This window comes from Saccharopolyspora shandongensis, from assembly GCF_900106995.1.
Taxonomy (GTDB): Bacteria; Actinomycetota; Actinomycetes; order Mycobacteriales; family Pseudonocardiaceae; genus Saccharopolyspora; species Saccharopolyspora shandongensis.
In genome coordinates this window covers 22,855-45,321 of the sequence record NZ_FNOK01000069.1, presented here as the reverse complement: position 1 = coordinate 45,321, position 22,467 = coordinate 22,855, and the positions used below count along the sequence as shown (strand labels likewise).

Annotated in this window: 22 protein-coding genes and 1 rRNA gene; 20 read left to right on the top strand and 3 right to left on the bottom strand. The window is 71.6% G+C overall.

The window, feature by feature from the left end:
- Positions 1–222: 222 nt before the first annotated feature.
- Positions 223–339: ribosomal RNA gene (gene rrf / locus BLW84_RS40565) — 5S ribosomal RNA — on the top strand.
- 200 nt (positions 340–539) lie between these two features.
- Here the strand turns inward: rrf and BLW84_RS48075 are convergent.
- Complete coding sequence (locus BLW84_RS48075) at positions 540–2,105, bottom strand: hypothetical protein (RefSeq protein WP_177226969.1); 1,566 nt, start codon at positions 2,103–2,105, stop codon at positions 540–542.
- On the opposite strand from BLW84_RS48075, the gene BLW84_RS40560 reads away from it, so the two are divergent.
- The 16 genes from BLW84_RS40560 to BLW84_RS40485 all read left to right on the top strand — a co-directional run bounded on the left by BLW84_RS40560 (position 2,064) and on the right by BLW84_RS40485 (position 17,611).
- Complete coding sequence (locus tag BLW84_RS40560) at positions 2,064–2,987, top strand: tetratricopeptide repeat protein (RefSeq protein ID WP_245761726.1); 924 nt, start codon at positions 2,064–2,066, stop codon at positions 2,985–2,987. The genes BLW84_RS48075 and BLW84_RS40560 overlap by 42 nt on opposite strands.
- The gene (locus BLW84_RS40555; RefSeq protein WP_093277057.1) at positions 2,984–3,994 is read left to right on the top strand and encodes an HAD-IIA family hydrolase; all 1,011 of its coding nucleotides are present in this window, start codon (positions 2,984–2,986) and stop codon (positions 3,992–3,994) included. The genes BLW84_RS40560 and BLW84_RS40555 overlap by 4 nt, the downstream gene beginning before the upstream one ends.
- Positions 3,995–4,090: 96 nt before the next feature.
- Positions 4,091–4,321, top strand: coding sequence for a hypothetical protein (locus BLW84_RS40550; RefSeq protein ID WP_177226971.1), 231 nt, complete (start codon positions 4,091–4,093; stop codon positions 4,319–4,321).
- Positions 4,322–4,326: 5 nt separating this feature from the next.
- A complete protein-coding gene (locus BLW84_RS40545; RefSeq protein ID WP_093277055.1) occupies positions 4,327–5,166 on the top strand; it encodes a TlyA family RNA methyltransferase in 840 nt (279 codons plus the stop codon).
- Positions 5,167–5,371: 205 nt separating this feature from the next.
- Positions 5,372–6,268: an NAD kinase gene (locus BLW84_RS40540; protein ID WP_093277052.1), complete on the top strand. Its 897-nt coding sequence runs from the start codon at positions 5,372–5,374 to the stop codon at positions 6,266–6,268.
- Positions 6,269–6,376: 108 nt separating this feature from the next.
- Complete coding sequence (recN, locus tag BLW84_RS40535) at positions 6,377–8,188, top strand: DNA repair protein RecN (protein WP_093277049.1); 1,812 nt, start codon at positions 6,377–6,379, stop codon at positions 8,186–8,188.
- Between the two features lie 91 nt (positions 8,189–8,279).
- Positions 8,280–9,464: a putative cytokinetic ring protein SteA gene (gene steA, locus BLW84_RS40530; protein WP_093277046.1), complete on the top strand. Its 1,185-nt coding sequence runs from the start codon at positions 8,280–8,282 to the stop codon at positions 9,462–9,464.
- Positions 9,461–10,399 (top strand): copper transporter, encoded by a 939-nt coding sequence (locus BLW84_RS40525; protein WP_093277044.1) that lies wholly within the window; start codon positions 9,461–9,463, stop codon positions 10,397–10,399. The genes steA and BLW84_RS40525 overlap by 4 nt, the downstream gene beginning before the upstream one ends.
- A gap of 232 nt (positions 10,400–10,631) precedes the next feature.
- Positions 10,632–12,335 carry a CTP synthase gene (locus BLW84_RS40520; protein ID WP_425441821.1) on the top strand — a complete coding sequence of 568 codons (1,704 nt, stop codon included), beginning with the start codon at positions 10,632–10,634 and terminating at the stop codon, positions 12,333–12,335.
- 25 nt (positions 12,336–12,360) lie between these two features.
- Positions 12,361–13,008, top strand: a complete 648-nt coding sequence (locus tag BLW84_RS40515; RefSeq protein WP_093277040.1) for an NUDIX domain-containing protein — start codon at positions 12,361–12,363, stop codon at positions 13,006–13,008.
- Complete coding sequence (locus BLW84_RS40510; protein WP_425441820.1) at positions 12,972–13,952, top strand: site-specific tyrosine recombinase XerD; 981 nt, start codon at positions 12,972–12,974, stop codon at positions 13,950–13,952. The genes BLW84_RS40515 and BLW84_RS40510 overlap by 37 nt, the downstream gene beginning before the upstream one ends.
- Before the next feature lie 163 nt (positions 13,953–14,115).
- Positions 14,116–15,057: a ParA family protein gene (locus BLW84_RS40505; protein WP_093277037.1), complete on the top strand. Its 942-nt coding sequence runs from the start codon at positions 14,116–14,118 to the stop codon at positions 15,055–15,057.
- The gene (locus BLW84_RS40500; RefSeq protein WP_093277034.1) at positions 15,054–15,392 is read left to right on the top strand and encodes a hypothetical protein; all 339 of its coding nucleotides are present in this window, start codon (positions 15,054–15,056) and stop codon (positions 15,390–15,392) included. The genes BLW84_RS40505 and BLW84_RS40500 overlap by 4 nt, the downstream gene beginning before the upstream one ends.
- Positions 15,389–16,240, top strand: a complete 852-nt coding sequence (locus BLW84_RS40495) for a segregation and condensation protein A (RefSeq protein ID WP_093277032.1) — start codon at positions 15,389–15,391, stop codon at positions 16,238–16,240. Before BLW84_RS40500 ends, BLW84_RS40495 begins: the two co-directional genes overlap by 4 nt.
- Positions 16,237–16,857 carry an SMC-Scp complex subunit ScpB gene (gene scpB, locus BLW84_RS40490; RefSeq protein WP_425441819.1) on the top strand — a complete coding sequence of 207 codons (621 nt, stop codon included), beginning with the start codon at positions 16,237–16,239 and terminating at the stop codon, positions 16,855–16,857. Before BLW84_RS40495 ends, scpB begins: the two co-directional genes overlap by 4 nt.
- Positions 16,847–17,611: a pseudouridine synthase gene (locus BLW84_RS40485; protein ID WP_093277029.1), complete on the top strand. Its 765-nt coding sequence runs from the start codon at positions 16,847–16,849 to the stop codon at positions 17,609–17,611. The genes scpB and BLW84_RS40485 overlap by 11 nt, the downstream gene beginning before the upstream one ends.
- A gap of 52 nt (positions 17,612–17,663) precedes the next feature.
- Here the strand turns inward: BLW84_RS40485 and BLW84_RS40480 are convergent, their stop codons facing one another.
- Both BLW84_RS40480 and BLW84_RS40475 read right to left on the bottom strand, forming a co-directional pair.
- Positions 17,664–18,839 (bottom strand): cation:proton antiporter, encoded by a 1,176-nt coding sequence (locus tag BLW84_RS40480; RefSeq protein ID WP_093277026.1) that lies wholly within the window; start codon positions 18,837–18,839, stop codon positions 17,664–17,666.
- A 120-nt stretch (positions 18,840–18,959) separates the two neighbouring features.
- Positions 18,960–19,442: a cation:proton antiporter regulatory subunit gene (locus tag BLW84_RS40475; protein WP_093277068.1), complete on the bottom strand. Its 483-nt coding sequence runs from the start codon at positions 19,440–19,442 to the stop codon at positions 18,960–18,962.
- A gap of 146 nt (positions 19,443–19,588) precedes the next feature.
- Here BLW84_RS40475 and cmk point away from each other — a divergent pair, with 146 nt between their 5' ends.
- Genes cmk through der form a run of 3 tightly spaced genes read left to right on the top strand, consistent with a single transcriptional unit; the run spans position 19,589 to position 22,418 of the window.
- Entirely contained in the window at positions 19,589–20,320 is a 732-nt protein-coding gene (cmk, locus tag BLW84_RS40470; protein ID WP_093277066.1) for a (d)CMP kinase, read from the top strand.
- Positions 20,317–20,991, top strand: coding sequence for a lysophospholipid acyltransferase family protein (locus BLW84_RS40465; protein ID WP_093277025.1), 675 nt, complete (start codon positions 20,317–20,319; stop codon positions 20,989–20,991). The genes cmk and BLW84_RS40465 overlap by 4 nt, the downstream gene beginning before the upstream one ends.
- Entirely contained in the window at positions 20,988–22,418 is a 1,431-nt protein-coding gene (der, locus tag BLW84_RS40460) for a ribosome biogenesis GTPase Der (RefSeq protein WP_093277022.1), read from the top strand. Before BLW84_RS40465 ends, der begins: the two co-directional genes overlap by 4 nt.
- The last annotated feature ends 49 nt before the right edge of the window (positions 22,419–22,467 follow it).

Sequence of the window (22,467 nt, the reverse complement as noted above, 5' to 3'; positions counted from 1 at the left end):
AGATGATTGGGTTGACAGGCCAGATATGGAAGCACTGTAAGGTGTGGAGTTGACTGGTGCTGATAGGCCGAGGACTTGCTCACAAAGATTGCTACGCACCCACTATACGGTATCTGAGACAGCAACCAGGCCACGGTTGTGTGTTGATAATTGAATTGATGATCGCTTGTTGATCGTCGACATCCTTGAGTTTCCTGCCCTGTGTGGGTGGGGTTGAGGGTTGTCGGTGGCGATGGCGGGGAGGGTCCGCCCGGTCCCATTCCGAACCCGGTAGCTAAGCTCCCCAGCGCTGATGGTACTGCACTCGACAGGGTGTGGGAGAGTAAGACACCGCCGACACACTATTTAAGAGGGGCCGACCGGACCCGTCCTTGGGGACGGTTCTCCGGTCGGCCCCTTCTTTTTGTCCAGGAGCCGTTGCTGCGTTGTTCGGGCGCCGCACGGTTCACACGAGTTGCCCCCGCTCACATCAGGGGTGCCACCCGCCGCGACCCGCCATCAGGTGGGACTACCCTGGTGGGAACTTCAGTATTTCTGCTTCAGGAGGTTCGGTGTCCGGTTCCGACGACACGAGCGGCGGTCCTCGCCGCGGGGCCGGTGCCGGCCGAGGCGGCCAAGGTGGCCGCGGAAACTTCGATCGGCGCGGTTCCCACGGCGGTCCCCGCCGGGACCGCGACGGTGGCGGCCCGCGCCGCTTCGGTGACCGCGACAACCGCGGTTTCCGCAATGATCGCGACGACCGGAACCGGGACGACCGGGGCGGCCGCGACAACTTCAGCGGAGGCCGCGACCGCGACCGGTTCCGCGGTCAGGGCGGGCGCCCCGGTGGCAACCGCGACGATCGCGGCGGTTTCCGCCGTGACTCCGACAACCGCGACAACCGCTTCCGTCGCGACGATCGCCGCGATGACCGCGGTGGTTTCCGTCGCGACGACCGCGGCGAGGACCGGCCGCGCCGTTTCAACGAGCAGAACGGCCGAGACCGCGGCTTCGACCGTCGTGATGACCGTCCGCGTCGTGACGACCGTGGTGGCTTCCGCCGCGACGACCGCCGCGATGACCGAGGCGGTTTCCGTCGCGACGACCGGAGTGATGACCGCGGTGGTTTCCGGCGGGACGACCGTCCTCGCCGCGACGACTTCCGTCGTGATGACCGTCCGCGTCGCGATGACCGTGGTGGCTTCCGCCGCGACGACCGTCGTGATGACCGCGGACAGGATGACCGTGGCCGCCGTGACTTCCGGAAGGACGACCGCGGACAGGATGACCGCGGCCGCCGTGACTTCCGGAAGGACGACCGCCCGCGTCGGGACGATTTCCGCCGCGACGATCGAGGCCGTGATGACCGTGGCGGTTTCCGGCGGGATGACCGCCGCGATGACCGTCCGCGTCGCGATGACCGTGGTGGCTTCCGCCGCGACGATCGAGGCCGTGATGACCGCGGTGGTTTCCGTCGTGATGACCGTGGTGGTTTCCGGCGGGACGACCGGTCCGGCAAGCCCCGCTTTGACGACCGTCGCCGCGATGACCGCCCGCGTGATGACCGGCCCCGTGATGACCGGCCCCGTCGTGACGACCGGCCCCGTGACGACCGGCCCCGTGATGACCGGCCCCGTGATGACCGGCCCCGTCGTGACGACCGGCGTGATGACCGTGGTGGTTTCCGGCGGGACGACCGGTCCGGCAAGCCCCGCTTTGACGACCGCCGCCGCGACGACCGCCCGCGCCGCGACGACCGCCCGCGCCGCGATGACCGGCCGCGCGATGACCGTCCGCGCCGTGACGACCGCTCGCGTGACGACCGGCCGCGCGATGACCGGCCGCACGATGACCGTCCGCGCGATGACCGTGGCGGACGGCCTGACCGGGATCACCGGGGCGGCGACCGTCGGGGCGGGCCGCGCGACGGTGGGCGTCGGGACCGGGGTGGTTACCGGCACGACTCGCCGCGGGCCGAGTCTCGCGACGAGGCCGCCAACGAGTCGGCGGTCAGGCCGGAGCAGCCGCAGCTGCCCGAGGGCCTGGAGCCCGGCGACCTCGACATCGAGATCCGCCGTGAGCTGTTGACGCTGCCCAAGGGCCTGGCGGACAACGTCGCGCTGCACCTGATCGCCGCCGGCCAGCTGATCGACTCGGAGCCGGAGCGCGCCTTGGAGCACGCGCGGTATGCGCGTCAGCGAGCACCGCGCATTCCTTCGGTGCGCGAGGCCAACGGCCTCGCCGCGTACCTGACGGGCGAGTGGAACGAGGCGCTTTCGGAGCTGCGCGCCGCCCGGCGGATGGCCGGCGGCCCCGGGCACCTGGCGATCATGGCCGACTGCGAGCGCGCGATGGGGCGGCCGGAGCGCGCTGTGGAGCTCAGCCGCAGCGAGGAGGCCACCCAGCTCGACCAGGAGGACTCGGTCGAGCTGCGCATCGTCGCCGCGGGTGCGCGCCGGGACCTCGGTGAGATCGAAGCCTCGGTGGTGAGCTTGCAGATCGCGGAGCTGGACCCGAAGCTCCAGGAGCCGTGGAGCGCGCGCCTGTTCTACGCCTACGCCGACAACCTGGCGGCGGCCGGGCGGGAGCGGGAAGCCTTCACCTGGTTCGTGCACGCGGCCAACGCCGACGACGAGGACGAGACCGACGCCCCCGACCGCCTCGAGGAGCTCGCCGAGAAGCTGGGCGGCCCGGACGTGGTGGAGGAGCTCGTCACCGAGGCGGAGGCGGCCGAGATCGGCGGCGACGACTTCGACGACGACGCCGCCGAGGTCGACGACGACTTCGACGAGCTCGACGAGAAGCTCGATGAAGAGGCCGGCTCCGAAGCGGCCGCCGATGACGAGACTGCCGACAACGAGGCCGCAGACGACAAGGCCGTCGATGACGAGGCCGCCGACGACAAGATCGCCGGCGACAAGATCGCCGACGACGAGGCGGCGGACGACAAGGCGACCGAGAAGGCCGCCGACGCCGACAACGCAGGAGGGGGCGCGCGAGCGCAGTGAGCGGCACGCTTCTCGACGGCCATGATGTCGTGCTGTTCGACCTCGACGGCACGGTGTTCCGCGGCGGTGAACTCATCCCTGGTGCGCTGGAGGCGATCCAGGAGGTGCACCGCCGCGGCGTCCCGGTCCGCTACGTGACCAACAACGCGTCCAAGCCGGACCAGGCCGTGGCCGACCACCTCGTCGGCCTCGGCCTGGACGCGGACCGGACCGAGGTGAGCACCAGCGCCCAGGCCGGTGCCGCGATGCTGGCCGAGAAGCTGCCGCCCGGGTCGAAGGTGCTGGTCGTCGGTTCGCCCGCGCTGGTGTCCGAAGTGGACAAGGCGGGGCTGGTGCCGGTCCGCGAGTTCGCCGACGAGCCGGTCGCGGTCGTGCAGGGGCTGTACACCGAGATCGGGTACCGCGACCTCACCGAGGCGTGCCTGACGATCCGCGCCGGCGCGCTGTGGGTGTCGTGCAATGGCGACCGCACGCTGCCGACCGAGCGCGGCCTGGCGCCGGGAAACGGTGCGCTCGTCGCGCTCGTGCAGGCGGCCACCGATCAGGAGCCGCTGGTGGCGGGCAAGCCCGAGCGGCCGCTGCTGGACCGGGCCGTCGCTTCCGCCGGGGCCGAGGCGCCGCTGATGGTCGGCGACCGGCTCGACACCGACATCGCGGGCGCGGTCAACGCCGGGATGCCGGTGCTGATGGTGCTGACCGGCGTCAGCACGGCACGGGACCTGCTGGAAGCCACCGCCGACATGCGGCCCGGCCACGTCGGCGCGGATCTCCGCGCCCTGAACCGGCCTGCCGACGAGGCGGCGATCGGCGCGCAGCCCGGGTGGCAGGTCCGCGTCGGCAGCGACTCGCTGGAACTGGCCGCGCAGGCCGGGGCACAGCCGGGCGATGCGATGTCGGCGCTCCGCGCGCTCTGCGCCGCTTGGTGGGCTGCGTCGTCGGGACCGGTCGCCGTGCGCGGAGCCGACGAGCGCGCGCAGGATGCGTTGCGGCAACTGGGTTTGGCCTGACCGGCGCATGTCGCGGCGGCGTCGTCGGGGCGTTCCGCTAGCGTGGACGCGTCGCCGCTACAGCCATCGCGGCGTGATCGATGGGAGCAGGAGCGGATGACCTCTCCGTGGCAGCAGGCGCCGAATCCCGCGATGCTGGCGCGCCCGGCCGACGACGGTCAGCCGGCGGTCGACGCCATCGCGGCGGCGGTGGCCCGGCTCGACGAGGTACGGGAACTGCCGGTCGCCGAGCACGTCGAACGGTTCGAGGCGGCGCACGCCGCGCTCACCGATGCGCTGTCGAAGGCGGACAACCTCCTCTCCGGAACGAGTGCACACAGGAGCTGACGGTAGTGCCACGCAAGGCGCGGTTGGATGCCGAACTGGTTCGTCGCGGGCTTGCCCGATCCCGTGAACACGCCGCGGAACTGGTCACCGCCGGGCGGGTGAGCGTGCGCGGCATGGTGGCCCGCAAGGCCGCGACCGCGGTCGAGATCGATGCCCCGGTGGTGGTCGCCGAGGACGTCGACGACCCGGGCTGGGCGTCGCGCGGCGCGTACAAGCTGGTGGGGGCGCTGGAGGCGTTCGAGCCCGCCGGGCTGACCGTCGCGGGCCGCCGCTGCCTGGACGCCGGCGCGTCCACCGGCGGGTTCACCGATGTGCTGCTGCGCCGCGAGGCGCGCGAGGTGGTGGCCGTCGACGTCGGTTACGGGCAGCTGGTCTGGAAGCTGCAGACCGATGATCGGGTGCGGATCCACGATCGGACGAACGTGCGGTCGCTGACCCCGGAGGACATCGGCGGCCAGGTGGACCTGGTGGTGGCCGACCTGTCGTTCATCTCGCTGAAGCTGGTGCTGCCGGCGCTGGCCGCCTGCGCTACGCCGGAAGCCGATCTGGTACCGATGATCAAACCGCAGTTCGAGGTGGGCAAGCAGCGGCTAGGCTCGGGTGGCGTGGTACGCGATCCCGAGCTGCGGGCGGAAGCGGTCCTCGAGGTCGTGCGGTTCGCCGCCGATCTGGGCCTCGGCCTGCGCGGTGTCGTGGCAAGCCCGTTGCCCGGTCCGTCGGGCAACGTCGAGTACTTCGCCTGGCTGCGGCCCGGCGCGGGCACCGATGCGGATGCGGCGGAGGCGCTCGTGCTGGACGCGGTCCGGCAGGGACCCCAGACTTCAGGCAAGAGCTCGCACCGTTGACTGATTGTTTCTAGAGTGGTTTGCGTGGCGGTGCGGGTGGCGGAACCTCAGGAGCCTTCTCGCTGTGGGATCCCCGACTCATGAATGCCAATTCACCACGTCGGGGCTGTCCTCGCGAGAAGACCCCTGAGAACCCGCGGCGGTGCAAGCTGAGTCCCACACCGCAAGCGGCTCCCGCCGCTTAGAAAAGCTTTAAGGAGTGGAGTTGGCCCGAGAGGTGCTGCTGGTGGTGCACACCGGCAGGCAGCACAACATGCGCACCGCGGAGAAGGTCGCCGGTCAGCTCATCGACGCGGGCCTGTGCGTGCGGGTGCTCGCGGAGGAGGCCCCGGAGCTCAGCTCCGACTGCTACCTGCGGGTGGTCGAGCCCGGCCCGGAGGCGGCCGCGGGCACGGAACTCGTCCTGGTGCTGGGCGGTGATGGGACGCTCCTGCGCGCCGCGGAACTCGCGCGGCTGGCCGACGTGCCGGTCTTCGGGGTGAACCTCGGCCGGGTCGGCTTCCTGGCCGGGGCCGATTCCGACGCGCTCGACGAGGCGGTGGCCGCCGTCGTCGAGTCCCGCTACTACGTCGAGGAGCGGATGACCATCGAGGTCACCGCGAAGCTCGACGGCGAGGTCCTGGTCCACACCTGGGCGCTGAACGAGGCGAGCGTCGAGAAGAGCAGCCGGGAGCGGATCCTGGACCTGGTCGTGGAGGTCGACGGCCACCCGGTTTCGGCGTTCGGCTGCGACGGCGTGCTGTGCTCCACCCCGACCGGTTCCACGGCGTACGCGTTCTCCGCGGGCGGCCCGGTGGTGTGGCCGGAGGTGCAGGCACTGCTGGTCGTGCCGAGCAACGCGCACGCGCTCTTCGCGCGCCCGCTGGTGGTGTCGCAGAAGTCGTTGGTGGCGCTGGAGATCGACCAGCACGGCCACCACGCGGTGCTGTTCTGCGACGGTCAGCGCCAGTTCGACCTGCCGCCGGGCGCACGGGTCGAGGTGGTCGCCGGGAGCATGCCGCTGCGCCTGGTGCGGCTGCACGACACGGCGTTCACCGATCGCCTGGTGCGCAAGTTCGAGCTCCCGGTCCAGGGCTGGCGCGGCCCGGCCAAGACCGGCTGATCCGCGGCGGCGCCGCCTGCATCGCGGCAAACAGCCACAATTTCAATTCATGCGCTGATCACCCCAGCGGGGCACCACTGCTCGGGGGATGCCGATAGGGTGCTTGATGTGTTGGCGGAGATGCGCATCCAGGGACTGGGCGTCATCGACGACGCCACGCTCGCACTGCATGCCGGACTGACCGTGGTCACCGGTGAGACCGGCGCCGGTAAGACGATGGTGGTCACCGGGCTGCACCTGCTCGGTGGTGGTCGGGCCGATGCCTCGCGGGTCCGGTCCGGTGCGCAGCGTGCCGTCGTGGAGGGCCGGTTCCAGACCACGATCGACTCGCCGGCGGCCAAGGTCGCCGGCGATGCCGGGGCCGAACCCGACGACGACGGCAGCCTGATCGCGGTGCGGACCGTGACGGCCGACGGCCGGTCCCGGGCGCACCTCGGCGGTCGGTCGGTGCCCAACGCCGTGCTTTCCGAGTTGGCGGAGCAGGTGCTGGCAGTGCACGGCCAGAACGACCAGCTGCGGCTGCTGCGGTCCGGTGAGCAGCGCGCGGTGCTGGACCGGTTCGCCGGCGAGCCCGTGCTGCACGTGCTCGCCGACTACCAGCGGGTTCGCGCGGAGTGGGCCGAGGCGGTGCGGGAGCTCACCGAGCGCACTGAGCGCTCGCGGGAACTGGCCAGGGAAGCGGAACTGCTCCGACACGGGCTGGCCGAGATCGAGGCCGTCGCCCCGGAATCCGGTGAGGACGTCGCGCTGGTCGACGAGGCGCGACGGCTCGCGGACGTCGACCAGCTCCGGGAGATCGCGACGGCGGCGCATCTGGCGCTCACCGGCGCGGCCGACGGCGACCCGGATGCGCCGGGCGCGATCGGACTGGTCGGCGAGGCCCGGCGGCGCCTCAGCGGCGCCGAGGACCCGGCGCTGCGGGAGCTGGAGCCGCGGGTGGCGGAGGCCGTCGCGGTGCTCGCCGACGTGGGCGGCGAGCTCGGCGGCTACCTGGACCGGCTGGACGCCGACCCGGCCCGGCTGGAGCAGGTGCTGGCACGGCAGGCCGAGTTGAAGCAGCTGACCAAGAAGTACGCCGCGGACGTGGACGGCGTGCTGGCGTGGGCCGACGAAGCGCGCAGCCGGCTGTCCGGGATGGACACCTCGGAGGAGGCGCTGGCGGCGCTGGCGGCACGGCGCGACGAGCTCGCGGTGGAGCTCGCCGAGCACGCGGTCGTGGTGTCGGCGGCGCGGAAGGAAGCCGCGGTGGGGCTCTCTGCGGCGGTTTCCGAGGAACTCGACGGGCTGGCGATGCCGCAGGCGCGGCTGGAGGTCGTCGTCGAGCCGAAGGAAGCCGATGCCGGCGACCCGAACGCGCTGCCCGTGCAGGGCCGGACCCTGCACGCCGGCCCGGACGGGGTCGACGAGGTCGAGCTGCAGCTGATCGCGCACTCCGGTGCGCCCGCGCTGCCGATCCACAAGGGCGCCTCGGGCGGTGAGCTGTCCCGGGTGATGCTGGCGCTGGAGGTCGTGCTGGCCGACGCGGACACGGTGCCGACGCTGGTCTTCGACGAGGTCGACGCCGGTGTCGGCGGGCGGGCCGCGGTGGAGATCGGGCGGCGGCTGGCCCGTCTGGCCCGGACCCACCAGGTCGTGGTCGTCACTCACCTGCCGCAGGTCGCCGCCTACGCCGACCGCCACCTGGTGGTGGACAAGGGTGCCGCGGACGGCGGGCTGACCCGCAGCGACGTGCGGGTCGTCGCCGACGAGCGGCGGGTCGTCGAGCTGGCGCGGATGCTGGCCGGAATGGATTCCACGGAGACCGGCCGGGCCCACGCGGAGGAACTGTTGGACACCGCGACGGCCTACAAGCTGGCGCAAGCCCGCTTCCGGCGGCGCGGCAAGGCGGCCCCCAAGAAGCGGGAACGCAGCGGCAATTAGGCCGTTCGGCCCAACGAAATCTGCTGCTCGCGGACCAATGGCATCGGCGTGGCGTACCAGCAACAGGTGATCGATTTGTCACCATCGGTGCATGAAACTCAGCGGTCTGCTTGCCCGTCAGCAGGAAAGCCTGCCCGGTGTGGTCGGGATCGCCAGGGTGGAGCGGCGCCCGGGTGATGTGCTGCGCCGGGTCCGGTCCGGCGACATCGCGGTGATCGACCACGCGGACCTGGACCGGCGCACGGCCGAAGCGCTGGTCTCGGCCGGGGTGATCGGGGTGGTCAACGCCGCCCCGTCGATCTCCGGGCGCTACCCGAACCTCGGGCCGGAGGTGCTGCTGTCGGCGGGCATCGCGCTGGTCGACGGGGTCGGCCCCGAGGTCGCGCACCGGATCAAGGACGGCGCGAAGATCCGGCTGCACGAGGGCGGCGTGTTCGTCGGGGCGCGGGAGATGGGGCGCGGGACCTCGCAGGACGCCAACTCCGTCGCCGACCTGCTCATCGAGGCGAAGGCCGGGATGTCGACGCAGCTGGAGGCGTTCTCGGCGAACACCATCGAGTTCCTGCGCAAGGAGCGGACGCTGATCCTCGACGGCATCGGCGTGCCTGAGCTCAGCATCTCGATGGAGGGGCGCCAGGTGCTCGTGGTGGCGCCGGGCTACGGCCACGCCGACGACCTGCAGCGGCTGAAGAAGTACATCCGCGAGTACCGGCCGGTGCTGGTCGGGGTGGAGGGCGGCGCCGAGACGCTGCGCAAGGCCGGGCACAAGCCGGACGTCATCGTCGGCGACCCGGACAGCATCGCCACCGCCACCCTCAAGTGCGGCGCGGAGCTCGTGATCCCGGCCCACCTCGACGGGCACGCGCCCGGCCTGGAGCGCATCCAGGACCTCGGGATCGGCGCGGTCACGTTCCCGGCGTCCGGGAACCCGGAGGACCTGGCGCTGCTGCTCGCCGACGCGCACAAGGCGAGCCTGGTGATCACGGTCGGGTTCCACGCGACGCTGGGCGAATTCCTCGACCGCGGGCGCTCCGGCTCGAACCCGTCGACGTTCCTCACCCGGCTCCGGTTGGGCAGCAAGGTCATCGACGGCGCCGCGGTGGCGACGCTGCAGCGCAGCCGGACGCCGGTCGGCGCGATCGTGCTGCTGGTCCTCGCGGTGCTGCTGGTGGCCGCCGTGGCGCTGGTGGTCTCCGGGCTGGGCACCGCGTTCCTGGGGCTGATCGCCGACACCGCCGAGTCCGTCTTCGCTTATCTCAAGGGGCTTTTCTCGTGATCTCGTTGCGGTACCACATCGTGTCGATCGCCGCGGTCTTCCTGGCGTTGGCCGTGGGCGTCCTCGTCGGTTCCACGTCGCTCAGCGGCCGGTTGCTGGCGGGCGTCGGCGACGAGCAGCGGTCTATGCAGGAGCAGGTCGACGACCTCAACGCCGAGCGGACGACGCTCAAGGCTCAGGTCGCGGCCGCGGACACGTTCGGCTCCGCGGTCGGGCCGATGGCCGTGCAGGGCCAGCTGGCGCAGCGCAGCGTCGTGCTGATCGCCTCCGCCGACGCCGACGACCAGCAGCGCGACGCGGTCGGGCAGCTGCTGCGCGCGGCGGGTGCGGACGTCACCGGCGAGGTGCGGCTGGGCCCGTCGTTCGCCGATCCGGGCCGGGCGGACCAGCTGCGGCGCGTGGTCACCGAGCTGCTGCCCGCCGGGGTGCAGCTGCCCACGGCGGCGGACCCCGGCACCATGGCCGGCGGTCTGATCGGGCCGCTGGCGCTGCTGAACCCGCAGAACGGGCAGCCGCAGACCGGCGACCAGGAGCGGGCGGCGGCGTTCGCGGGCCTGGCCGACGGCGGCTTCGCGGCCGCCTCGCCGGGCCTGCGGCCCGCGCAGCTCGCCGTGGTGCTCACCGGCGGCCGGATCGAGAGCGACCGGGCGGGCGACAAGGCCGCGATGCTGGCCCGCTTCGCGGCGCAGCTCGACCGCGCGAGCCAGGGCGCGGTGCTCGCGGGCGGCGTCGGCTCGGCGGACGGGACCGGGCCGGTCGGCGTCGTGCGCGCGGATCCGGCGCTGACGTCGTCGTTGTCCACGGTGGACAACCTGTACAGCGCCTCGGGGCGGGTGGCGATCGTGCTGGCGTTGCGGGAGCAGGCCGAGCGGCAGGCCGGGCACTACGGCGTCGCGAGCAGCGCGCAGGGTCCGGTGCCGGAGACCAGAGGCTAGTGTCGATGCTCACCGTGGCGGTCCACCTCGGCCGATGCGGGCGGTGACCGGCGGGTAGGCCGCCGGATGGCGGTTGACCTGGCCAGTAGCCCCGACGTCGCGCGGCGGGTCTCGGTGCACGGCCCTGGTGGTCGTGCGTTAGGCTGGAATTCCGTGGGAGCGACGGATCCAGCCGTCCTGCCAGTGCAGAAATCCAGCCAGGCGACGGCTTGACCACGGGGAGCTTTTGTTGGTGCCGCAAGCACGCACGATCAAGCACGTTTTCGTCACGGGGGGCGTGGCCTCCTCGTTGGGTAAGGGGCTCACGGCATCCAGCCTGGGCGAGCTGCTGACCTCCCGCGGCCTGCGGGTGACCATGCAGAAGCTCGACCCGTACCTGAACGTCGATCCGGGAACGATGAACCCGTTCCAGCACGGTGAGGTGTTCGTGACCGAGGACGGGGCCGAGACCGACCTCGACATCGGGCACTACGAGCGGTTCCTGGACCGCGACCTGACCCGCAACGCCAACGTGACGACCGGCCAGGTGTACTCGGCGGTCATCGCCAAGGAGCGCCGCGGCGAGTACCTGGGCGACACGGTGCAGGTGATCCCGCACATCACCGACCAGATCAAGGCCCGGATCCGGGCGATGGCCGAGCCGGACGAGGACGGCCGCACGCCGGACGTCGTGATCACCGAGGTCGGCGGCACGGTCGGCGACATCGAGTCGCTGCCGTTCCTGGAGGCCTGCCGGCAGGTCCGGCACGACGTCGGCCGGGACAACTGCTTCTTCCTGCACGTGTCGCTGGTGCCGTTCCTGGCGCCCTCGGGCGAGCTGAAGACCAAGCCCACGCAGCACTCGGTGGCGGCGCTGCGCAACATCGGCATCCAGCCCGACGCGCTGGTGTGCCGGGCGGACCGGGACCTGCCGGAGGACCTCAAGCGCAAGATCGCGCTGATGTGCGACGTGGACTCGGACGGCGTGGTGGCCTGCCCGGACGCGCCGTCGATCTACGACATCCCGCGGGTGCTGCACGGCCAAGGCCTGGACGCCTACCTGGTGCGGCGGCTCGGGCTGCCGTTCCGCGACGTCGACTGGTCGGTGTGGGGCGACCTGCTGGACCGGGTGCACAACCCGTCGGAGCGGGTGCGGATCGCGCTGGTCGGCAAGTACGTCGACCTGCCCGACGCCTACCTGTCGGTCACCGAGGCGCTGCGCGCCGGTGGCTTCGCGCACCGGGCGAAGGTGGAGATCTCCTGGGTCGGCTCGGACACCTGCGAGACCGAGGCGGGCGCGGCGCAGGCGCTGTCCGGCATGGACGGCGTGCTGATCCCGGGCGGCTTCGGCGTGCGCGGCATCGAGGGCAAGCTCGGCGCGATCCGCTACGCGCGGATCAACGGCATCCCGCTGCTGGGGCTGTGCCTGGGCCTGCAGTGCATGGTGATCGAGGCGGCGCGCTCGCTGGCCGGGCTGGAGCGGGCCAACTCCACGGAGTTCGAGGAGCCCGCCAAGCACCCGGTGATCAGCACGATGGCCGACCAGCACGACGTGATCTCCGGTGACCGGGACATGGGCGGCACCATGCGGCTCGGTTCGTACCCGGCGAAGCTGCAGGAGGGCTCGATCGTCGCCGAGGCGTACGGCTCCACCGAGGTCGCCGAGCGCCACCGGCACCGCTACGAGGTGAACAACTCCTACCGGGACCGGCTGGGCAAGGCGGGCGTGGTGTTCTCGGGCACCTCCCCGGACGACCGGCTGGTGGAGTTCGTCGAGCTGCCGCGCGAGGTGCACCCGTTCTTCGTGGGCACCCAGGCGCACCCGGAGCTCAAGAGCCGTCCCACCCGCCCGCACCCGCTGTTCGCGGCGTTCGTGAAGGCGGCCCTGGACTACCGCGCCGCGGAGCGACTGCCCGTGGAGCTGGAGCCCGTCCAGGAGCCGGCACCCAGTGCGTGATCTTCGTTCGCTCTAAGGTGGCGGCGTGGACACGACGGAGCAAGGTGTCGCGCGCACCGGCGGCGAGCACGAATTCACCACCCTGGCCAGCGAGGACGTGTACGTGGGGAAGATCCTCGCGTTGCGGGCCGACGAGGTCGGGATGCCCGGCGGCGGGCACGCGCGCCGCGAGGTCGTCGAGCACCTCGGGGCGGTCGCGGTGGTGGCGGTGGACGAGCACGACCAGGTCGTGCTGATCCACCAGTACCGGTACCCGCTCGGCCGGCGGCTCTGGGAGCTGCCGGCCGGGCTGCTGGACGTGGCGGGCGAGGAGCCGGTGCGCACGGCGCAGCGGGAGCTTGCCGAGGAGGCGGGGCTCGCGGCGCGGGACTGGTCGCTGCTGGTCGACGTCGCCACCTCACCCGGCTTCACCGACGAGTGCGTCCGGGTCTTCCTGGCCACCGGGCTGTCCGATGTGGATCGTCCGGCGGCGGTCGGGGACGAGGAAGCGGACCTGGTGATCCGGCGCTTCCCGCTGGCCGAGGCGGTGCGGATGGCACTGGCCGGGGAGATCGTCAACGGTCCCGGCGTGGCCGGGCTGCTCGCCGCCCAGGCGGTCCGCGACGGCCGGGGACAGCCGCGTCCGGTGGACGCCGAATGGCCGGACCGGCCCCAGCGCTTCGCCGCCCGGTGAGGGTTTTCGAGGAGCTGCCGCCGGATCTGCGCGGGGCGATCACCGGATACCTCGACCACCTCGCCGTCGAACGCGGCACCGCCCGCAGCACCCTCGACTCCTACGCCAGGGATCTGCGCCGGTACGCCGAATTCCTCGTCGGGAATGGGATTTCCGGGCTCGCCGAGGTCCGCTCGGAGCACCTGGCCGGATTCCTGGCCGAGCTGCGGGAAGGCACCGAGCAGCGGCCCGCGCTCGCACCTTCGTCATCGGCCCGGGCCCTGGTCGCCGCCCGCGGGCTGCACCGATTCGCGCATGCGGAAGGGCAGTTGGCGGTCGACGTTGCGCGCGAGGTTGCGCCGCCGAGCCTGCCCAAGCGGCTGCCGAAGGCGCTGCCCATCGACGACGTCGGGAAGCTGCTCGACCACGCCGGCGGCGACGACGCCCGGGGCATGCGGGACCGGGCGCTGCTGGAGCTGCTGTACTCGACGGGGGCGCGGATCTCCGAAGCGGTCGGGCTGGACCTCGACGACATCGACGGCACCAACCGCACCGTCCTGCTGGACGGCAAGGGCGGCCGTCAGCGGCTGGTGCCCATCGGCCGGCCGGCGCTGGCGGCGCTGGACGCGTACCTGGTGCGCGCCCGGCCCGGCCTGGCGGCGCGCGGGCGCGGAACCGCCGCGGTGTTCCTGAATTCGCGCGGAACCCGGCTGTCCCGGCAAAGCGCGTGGAACGCGTTGAAGATCGCCGCGCAGCGCGCCGGCATCGCCGGCTCGGTTTCGCCGCACGTGCTGCGGCACTCCTTCGCCACGCACCTCGTGGAGGGCGGCGCCGACGTCCGCGTGGTGCAGGAACTGCTGGGCCACGCCTCGGTCACGACGACGCAGGTCTACACCCTGATCACGGTCAACACGCTGCGGGAGGTCTACGCGACGGCCCATCCGCGTGCACACGCTTCGGAGTGAGTTGATGACGCTGCGAATGCGGTCCGGCGGCGCACGGGGTAGACGTTGATCACACGGAGATCACAGGGAACTTCCGATACGTCGGCGAGGCGCGTTGCCGCTGGTAACGAATGCCACTTAGGCTGCGTTTGATCGCCATCGGCACCAAAGGAGTCTGATCGCCATGTCGCTACCGCAGCCCGCCGCCGAAGGGCGGCCCCGGGGCGCGGTCGACCTGAGCATCGCCCCGGAGACGACGGGTCGTGCGGAAGACGTCGGCTTGGCGCCGAATCCGCGCGGTCTCGGTCCGACTGGCCGACCACGTCGGCACATCCCGGAGCCGCCGCTGCTGGACCGGCACGGTCCCGCGTCGGTGCTCGCGATGTGCAACCAGAAGGGTGGCGTCGGGAAGACCACGTCGACGATCAACCTCGGCGCAGCGCTGGCGGAGTACGGGCGCCGGGTGCTGCTGGTGGATTTCGATCCGCAGGGCGCGCTCTCGGTCGGCCTCGGGGTTCAGCCGCACCAGCTCGACCAGACCATCTACAACGTGATCATGGAGCGCCCCGTCTCCGTCCAGGACGTGGTGCGGCAGACCAGCGTCGAGGGCATGGACCTGCTGCCCAGCAACATCGACCTGTCCGCGGCCGAGGTGCAGCTGGTCGCCGAGGTGGGCCGGGAGCAGACCCTGCACCGGGTGCTGCAGCCGGCGCTGGGGGAGTACGACTACGTGCTGGTGGACTGCCAGCCGTCGCTGGGCCTGCTGACGGTGAACGCGTTGGCCGCGGCGGACGGCGTGATAATCCCGTTGGAGTGCGAGTTCTTCAGCCTGCGCGGCGTGGCGCTGCTGATCGACACCATCGAGAAGGTCCGGGAGCGGCTGAACCCGAAGCTGGAGATCAGCGGCATCCTGGCGACCATGTTCGACCCGCGCACGCTGCACTCCCGCGAGGTGATGGCGCGCGTCGTCGAGGCGTTCGGCGACATCGTCTTCGACGCCGTGATCAACCGGACGGTGCGGTTCCCGGAGACCACCGTGGCCGGCGAGCCGATCACCCGCTGGGCGCCCCGCTCGGCCGGCGCGCAGGCGTACCGGGAGCTGGCGCGCGAGGTGATCGCCCGATGACGCGGCGGGTCGCCCTGCCCGGCGCGGCCGAACTCTTCCGTACTACTGTTCCTCGGACGGATCAGGCGGAGCCGCCGGAGCCGGAGGCGGCCAAGCCCGCGGGCGGGCGGTCCGGTTCGGGTCGGCGCAAGCACGATTCGAAGATCACCGTGTACGTGTCCGACGAGGAGTTGCTGGGCTTGGAGCAGGCGCGGCTGGCATTGCGGGCCGACCACGGCATCGCCGTGGACCGGGGCCGGGTGGTGCGAGAGGCGGTTGCGGTGGTGCTCGCCGACCTCAACCGCAACGGCGCGGACTCGGTGCTGGTCCGGCGCCTCCAGGAGCCCGGCGAGTGAAAGACCCCGCGGTACCGGAGGAACGGTCGAGCGAGGACTCCGGCACAAGCGGCCGGTTCACGGTGCGGCTGGAGAACTTCGAAGGCCCCTTCGACCTGCTGCTGCAGCTGATCTCGCAGCACCAGCTGGATGTGACCGAGGTGGCGCTGCACAAGGTCACCGACGAGTTCATCGCCTACACCAAGGCACTCGGCGAGCAGTGGGACCTGGACGAGACCACCGAGTTCCTGGTGATCGCCGCGACCCTGCTGGATCTGAAGGCGGCGCGGCTGCTGCCCTCCGCGGAGGTGGAGGACGAGGCCGACCTGGCGCTGCTGGAGGCTCGCGACCTGCTCTTCGCCCGGCTGCTGCAGTACCGCGCCTACAAGCAGGTCGCCGCGTTGTTCGGCGAATTGGAGGCCGGGGCGCTGCGGCGCTACCCGCGCTCGGTGTCGGTGGAGGAGCGGTTCGCGAACCTGCTGCCGGAGGTGCAGATCGGGGTTCCGCCGCAGCGGTTCGCCGAGATCGCGGCCGCGGTGTTCCGGCCGAAGCCGCCGCCGACCGTTTCGCTGGACCACATCCACCAGCACGGCGTTTCGGTGCGCGAGCACGCGGCGCTGCTGCGGGTGCGGCTGGCGGAGAAGGGCAGTGCGACGTTCGGGGAGCTCGTGTCGGACTGCGGGCACACCGTCGAGGTGGTGGCCCGGTTCTTGGCGCTGCTGGAGCTCTACCGGGAGAAGGTCTTGCAGTTCGAGCAGGAGAGCCCGCTGGGCGAGCTGCTCGTGCGCTGGGTGGGCGGCAGCGTGACGGAGGCGCAGGCCGAAGCCGATGCGCAGCGCGCCAGCCGGGAGGAAGAGGAGTACGGGTGACGGCAGCGAACGACGAGAGCCCCGAGGCGCCTGCGGCGGAGTCCGAGGCGGTGGAGACGGCGGGCGTGCCGGACCTGACCTCCGACAGCGCGCTCGACGCGGCCTTGGAGGCGCTGCTGCTCGTGGTGGACGTACCGGCGGGCGAGGAGCTGCTGGCCGACACGCTGGAGCAGCCGGTGGCCCGGGTCCGGTCCGCGCTGCGGCGGCTTTCCGACGGTTACGCCGATGCGGAGCGGGGAATTGACCTGCGGCGCGTCGGGGATGGTTGGCGGTTCTACACGCGGGACGTGTACGCGCCGTACGTGGAGCGGTACCTGCTGGACGGGCAGCGTTCGAAGCTGACGCGCGCCGCGCTGGAGACGCTCGCGGTGATCTCCTACCGGCAGCCCGTGACGCGTTCGCGGGTCGCGGCAGTACGGGGTGTGAACGTCGATGGCGTCATCCGTACCCTGGTAGGGCGCGGCCTTATCGAAGAGGCCGGAACCGACCCGGAGACGGGCGGCATCCTGTACTGCACGACCGAGCTGTTCCTGGAGCGGCTGGGGCTGTCGTCGCTGAAGGAGTTGCCGCCGCTCGCCCCCTTGTTGCCCGAAGTGGATTCGATTGATGACGTCTGAGCACCGTTCCCCGTCCAGCAAAGCCGATTCCGAAGGCGTGCGGCTGCAGAAAGTGTTGTCCCAGGCCGGGGTGGCGTCGCGGCGCGCGGCCGAGGAGATGATCGTCGAGGGTCGGATCGAGGTCGACGGCGAGCTCGTCACCGAGCTGGGGCGGCGCGTCGACCCGGCGACCGCGGTGATCCACGTGGACGGCAACCGGGTGATGGTCAACGACGACCTGACGCACCTGCTGCTGAACAAGCCGACCGGCATCCTGTGCACCATGTCGGACGACAAGGGGCGCCCGTGCATCGGTGACTACCTGCGGGAACGCCAGGGCAAGCTGTTCCACGTGGGCCGGCTGGACCAGGACACCGAGGGACTGCTGCTGATCACCAACGACGGGGAGCTGGCGAACCGGCTGATGCACCCGAAGTACAAGGTGCGCAAGACCTACCTGGCCGAGGTGCTCGGGTCGGTCCCGAAGGACCTGGGGCAGCGGCTGCGCGACGGCGTCGAGCTGGAGGACGGCCCGGTGAAGGTGGACCGGTTCAAGCTGGTCGACACGAACCAGAACCGGTCCCTGGTGGAGATCGTGCTGCACGAGGGCCGGAACCGGATCGTGCGGCGGCTGCTCAAGCACGTCGGCCTGCCGGTGCAGCGCCTGGTGCGGACGCGGATCGGCGACGTGCGGCTGACCAGCGAACGTCCGGGTGCGATCCGGCCGCTGAACCGGCAGGAGATCGGCTCGCTGTACCGGGCCGTCGGCCTCTGACCGGAAGAGAGCCTTCGGCCGACCCGCTCGGGACCGGCCGAAGGCTCTTCGCTCAGGCCTTCTTGGCCTGGCGAGAGAGGAAGAGCCGGGCCACCGGCTCGACGACGCGGGCCGCCACCGGGCCGAGGATCGCCATCAGCAGCACGTAGGCCGTGGCCAGCGCCGCGAGCTCGCCCGGCACCGCGCCGGAGGCGACCGCCAGGCCGGCGATGACGATGGAGAACTCGCCGCGGGCGACCAGTGCGGCACCGGCCCGCAGGCGGCCCATCTTGCCCACACCCTGCATCCGGGCGGCGAACCAGCCGGTGACCACCTTCGTCGCCACGGTCGCCACCGCCAGCAGCAGCGCGATCGGCAGCACCGGCGGGATCTGGCTGGGATCGGTGTTCAGGCCGAACACGACGAAGAACAGCGCGGCGAACAGGTCGCGCAGCGGCTCCAGCATCCGGGTCGCGTTCGCCGCCGTGGACCCGGAGATCGCGATGCCCAGCAGGAACGAGCCGACCGCCGCCGAGACCTGCAGCTCCGAGGCGATGCCCGCGACCAGCAGTGCCGAACCCAGCAGGCGCAGCAGGAAGACCTCCGGGTCGGGGCTGTCGATCAGGGCCGAGACGTATTTGCCGAACTTCAGCGCGACGACCAGCACCAGGGTGATCACGACCAGTGACACCCCGACCGCGGTGAGGCCGCCGAGGAAGCTGACCCCGGCCAGCACGGCGGTCAGGATCGGCAGGTAGACGGCCATCGCCAGGTCTTCGAAGACCAGGATCGACAGGATCACCGGCGTTTCCCGGTTGCCGAGCCGGCCCAGGTCGCCGAGCACCTTCGCGACGATGCCGGAGGAGGAGATGTAGGTGACACCGGCCATGGTGAGCGCGCCGAGCGGGCCCCAGCCCAGCAGCAGTGCCACCAGCGCGCCGGGCACCGCGTTCAGCACGATGTCGATGATGCCGGCCAGCCAGGAGCGGCGTAAGCCGGTGACGAGCTCACCCGCGGAGTACTCCAGGCCCAGCAGCAACAGCAGCAGGACCACGCCGATCTCGGATGCCAGGTGGGTGAACGGCTCGATGCCGTGCAGCGGGACGAGGCCGCCGGTGCCGAAGGCCAGCCCACCCAGCAGGTAGAGCGGGATCGGTGACACCCCGATTTTCCATGCGAGTCTCCCGAGGATGCCCAGACCGAAAAAAACCGCACCCAGCTCTATTAGGGAGATCGCCGTGTCGTGCACCGTGTTTCCTCTCGCGTGTTCCCTGCGTATGGAGTTGTTAGGGGTTCGACACGCGTGGGACCGCCGTTGGTGACGCGTGTCCCGGTCCGGTGACCGGGAAAGTGTGCGGAGCGGGCTGGATCAGCCCTTTTCCAGGATTTCGCTGGCCGCGCGCAGTCCCTTCGAGGTGCCCACGACGACCACCAGGTCGCCGGCGGAGAACACGAAGTCGGGCCGCGGCGAGGGATGCACGGTGCCGTCCCGGACGACGGCGACGATCGACACCGAGGTGCGGGTGCGCATCTCGGTGTCGCCGAGGGTCCGGCCGTCGTAGGGCGAGCCCTCGGCGACGGACAGCTGCCAGGTGGTGATCCCGGCGACCTCGCTCTGCTGCTCGTTGAGCTGCGCGACCAGTTGCGGGGCACCCAGCAGGTTGGCCAGCGTGCTGGTCTCGGTGGTGGTCAGCGCGACCGAAGCGGCCACCTTGTCCGGGTCCTCGTGGTCGGAGACGATCAGCTCGAACCGGCCGTCGCGGTAGGTGATCACGCCGATGCGGTGGCCGGAGCGGGTGGTGAAGTCCTGCTGCGTGCCGAGCCCTGGCAAGGGGGTCACTGTTACATCCACGCCCACGACTGTATTAGGAGATCTTTCGCTTTTGTCCCGCGGTCCGGATGGATCTGGACGCGATTGGGATGCGCGCGGGCGGACCAGGCAGAATGGACGGTTGGTCCGGCCTGTGCCGGGCCGATCGGTTCCGGCTCGGGAAGGACATGCACGTGGCACACGCCAGGCTCCGCGGTGTGGTGGCGCTCGACGGCCCTTCGGGCACCGGCAAGTCGACGGTGTCCCGGAAGTTGGCGTCCGCGTTGGGGGCGACCTACCTCGACACCGGCGCGATGTACCGGGCCGCGACGCTGGCCGTGCTGCGCGCGGAGGTCGAGCCGTCGGATGCGGCCGAGGTGGTGCGGGTGGTGCGGGCGGCGACGCTGATCGTGGGCACCGACCCGGAGCAGCCGTCGGTGTCCCTGGACGGCGTGGACGTGGGGCAGGAGATCCGCGGACCGGAGGTCACCGGCGCGGTGTCGGCGGTGTCGGCGGTCGCCGAGGTGCGGGAGCAGCTGGTCGCCCAGCAGCGGCGGCTGATCGGCGAGGCGTTGGAGTCGCCGGGCGGCATGGTCGTGGAGGGCCGGGACATCGGCACCGTGGTGGCGCCGGATGCGGGCCTGAAGGTCTACCTGACGGCTTCCGCGCACGCCCGCGCGCAGCGCCGCACGGCGCAGGACGTGTCCGAGGGCCGTGCCGGGGATCTGGACCGCACCCACGCCGACGTGCAGCGCCGGGACGCGCTGGACTCCGGGCGGAAGGTGGCGCCGCTGCGCAAGGCCGATGACGCGCTGGAGCTGGACACCACGGATCTGGGCGTGGTCGAGGTGCTCGAGCAGCTGCACAAGCACGTCGAGAGCCGCGGCCTGGTGGCCGGGGCGGAGCGGACGACGCCATGAGTGACGAGACCTTGCCCGAGGGCGCGTCCGGCGGCATGCACCGGTTCGGCCAGTGGATTTCGCGGCGGATCGTGCGGTTGCCGTACCGGGTGCGGATCCACGGCACGGAGCGGATTCCGCGCACCGGGCCGGTGGTGCTGGTGGCCAACCACAGTTCGATGGCGGACGGGCCGCTGCTGTTCGGAATGATCCCGCGCAACGCGGTGTTCCTGATCAAGCAGGAGATGTTCCGCGGGCCGCTGGGCTGGTTCCTGCGCCGCATCGGGCAGATCGGGGTGCGCCGCGGCGAACCCGACCGGACGCCGCTGCTGGCGGCGGTGCGGGTGCTGCGGGCCGGCGGGCTGGTCGGGGTGTTCCCCGAGGGCACTCGCGGCGACGGCGACGTGGCGAACGCGCAGCACGGGGCGGCGTGGCTGGCGCGGGCGTCGGAGGCGCAGGTGCTGCCGGTGGCCTGCCGGGGCACGCGTCGTCCGGAGGGCACGGGCCGTAGGCTGCTACCCAGGATCGACGTGTTGTTCGGGGAGCCGATCACGCTGCCGACGGGCAAGGGCCGCACCGGGCTGGTCGCGGCTACCGATGCGGTGCGCACCGAACTGGTCGAGCTGATCGCCGAGTTGGATCGGCTGGTCGCGGACCAGGACAAAGACTATTCGAGAGGGAAACGAGCGTGACCGACGAGTCGGTGGAAGGCCTGGACGGCACGTGGTCCGACGAGGCCGAGTGGGCTGAGTTCGACGAGGTCGAAGCGGCCGAGGGCGAGGCGCCGCCGAAGCCGCAGCCGGTGCTGGCCGTGGTCGGCCGCCCCAACGTGGGCAAGTCGACGCTGGTCAACCGGTTGCTGGGCCGCCGGGAAGCCGTCGTGCAGGACGTCCCGGGCGTGACCCGGGACCGGGTGGCCTACGACGCGCTGTGGAACGGGCGCCGCTTCACGCTGGTCGACACCGGCGGGTGGGAGCCGGACGCCAAGGGTCTGCAGGCGTCGGTGGCCGCGCAGGCGGAGCTGGCCATGCACACCGCGGACGCGGTGCTGCTGGTGGTGGACGCCCGGGTCGGCGCGACCGAGACCGAAGAGGCCGTGGCGAGGGTGCTGCGCCGGTCCAAGCGGCCGGTGCTGGTCGCCGCGAACAAGGTCGACGACCAGCGCGGTGTGTCCGACGTGCATTCGCTGTGGTCGCTGGGGCTGGGCGAGCCGATGCCGGTGAGCGCGTTGCACGGGAGTGGTTCCGGTGACCTGCTGGACGCGGTGCTGGACGTGTTCCCGGAGACGCCGCGCGAGATCTTCGGCGCGACGGGCGGGCCGCGGCGGGTCGCGTTGGTCGGCAAGCCGAACGTGGGCAAGTCGAGCCTGCTCAACAAGCTGACCGGGGAAGAGCGGTCCGTGGTGCACGACGTCGCGGGCACCACCGTGGACCCGGTGGACTCGCTGGTGGAGCTCGACGGCGAGGTGTGGCGGTTCGTCGACACCGCGGGGCTGCGCAAGCGGGTCAAGACCGCCAGCGGCACCGAGTACTACGCGTCACTGCGCACCAAGGCGGCCATTGAGGCGGCCGAGGTGGCGATCATGCTCATCGATGCCTCGGAGCCGTTGAGCGAGCAGGACCTGCGGGTGCTGACGATGGTCGTGGAGGCCGGGCGGGCGCTGGTGATCGCCTACAACAAGTGGGACCTGGTCGACGAGGACCGCCGCCACCAGCTGGAGAAGGAGATCGACCGCGAGCTGGTGCGGGTGCGGTGGGCCGAGCGGGTCAACGTGTCGGCCAGGACCGGCCGGGCGGTGGCGAAGCTGGCGCCGACGCTGCGGACCGCGTTGGAGTCGTGGGACACCCGGATCCCGACCGGCCGGTTGAACGGCTGGCTTTCGGATCTGGTCGCGGCCAACCCGCCGCCGGTGCGCGGCGGCCGGCAGCCCAAGATCCTGTTCGCCACGCAGGCGCAGTCGCGGCCGCCGACGATCGTGCTGTTCACCACCGGGTTCCTGGAGGCCGGGTACCGGCGGTTCCTGGAGCGCAAGTTCCGGGAGACGTTCGGTTTCGTGGGCAGTCCGGTGCGGATCTCGGTGCGGGTGCGGGAGCGCAAGGCCAAGGCCGGTCGGCGCTGATCACCGTGCGCACGGGTGGCGTGCGCGCTGCGTTCACGCGGTCCCGATA

Excerpts from the sequence above, each read along its gene's own strand:
- BLW84_RS40550 (WP_177226971.1), top strand. The coding sequence starts at position 4,091 with ATGACCTCTCCGTGGCAGCAGGCGCCGAATCCCGCGATGCTGGCGCGC.
- steA (WP_093277046.1), top strand. The coding sequence starts at position 8,280 with ATGAAACTCAGCGGTCTGCTTGCCCGTCAGCAGGAAAGCCTGCCCGGT.
- BLW84_RS40510 (WP_425441820.1), top strand. The coding sequence starts at position 12,972 with ATGGCCGGACCGGCCCCAGCGCTTCGCCGCCCGGTGAGGGTTTTCGAG.
- BLW84_RS40505 (WP_093277037.1), top strand. The coding sequence starts at position 14,116 with ATGTCGCTACCGCAGCCCGCCGCCGAAGGGCGGCCCCGGGGCGCGGTC.
- BLW84_RS40500 (WP_093277034.1), top strand. The coding sequence starts at position 15,054 with ATGACGCGGCGGGTCGCCCTGCCCGGCGCGGCCGAACTCTTCCGTACT.
- BLW84_RS40485 (WP_093277029.1), top strand. The coding sequence starts at position 16,847 with ATGACGTCTGAGCACCGTTCCCCGTCCAGCAAAGCCGATTCCGAAGGC.
- cmk (WP_093277066.1), top strand. The coding sequence starts at position 19,589 with ATGCACGTGGCACACGCCAGGCTCCGCGGTGTGGTGGCGCTCGACGGC.
- BLW84_RS40465 (WP_093277025.1), top strand. The coding sequence starts at position 20,317 with ATGAGTGACGAGACCTTGCCCGAGGGCGCGTCCGGCGGCATGCACCGG.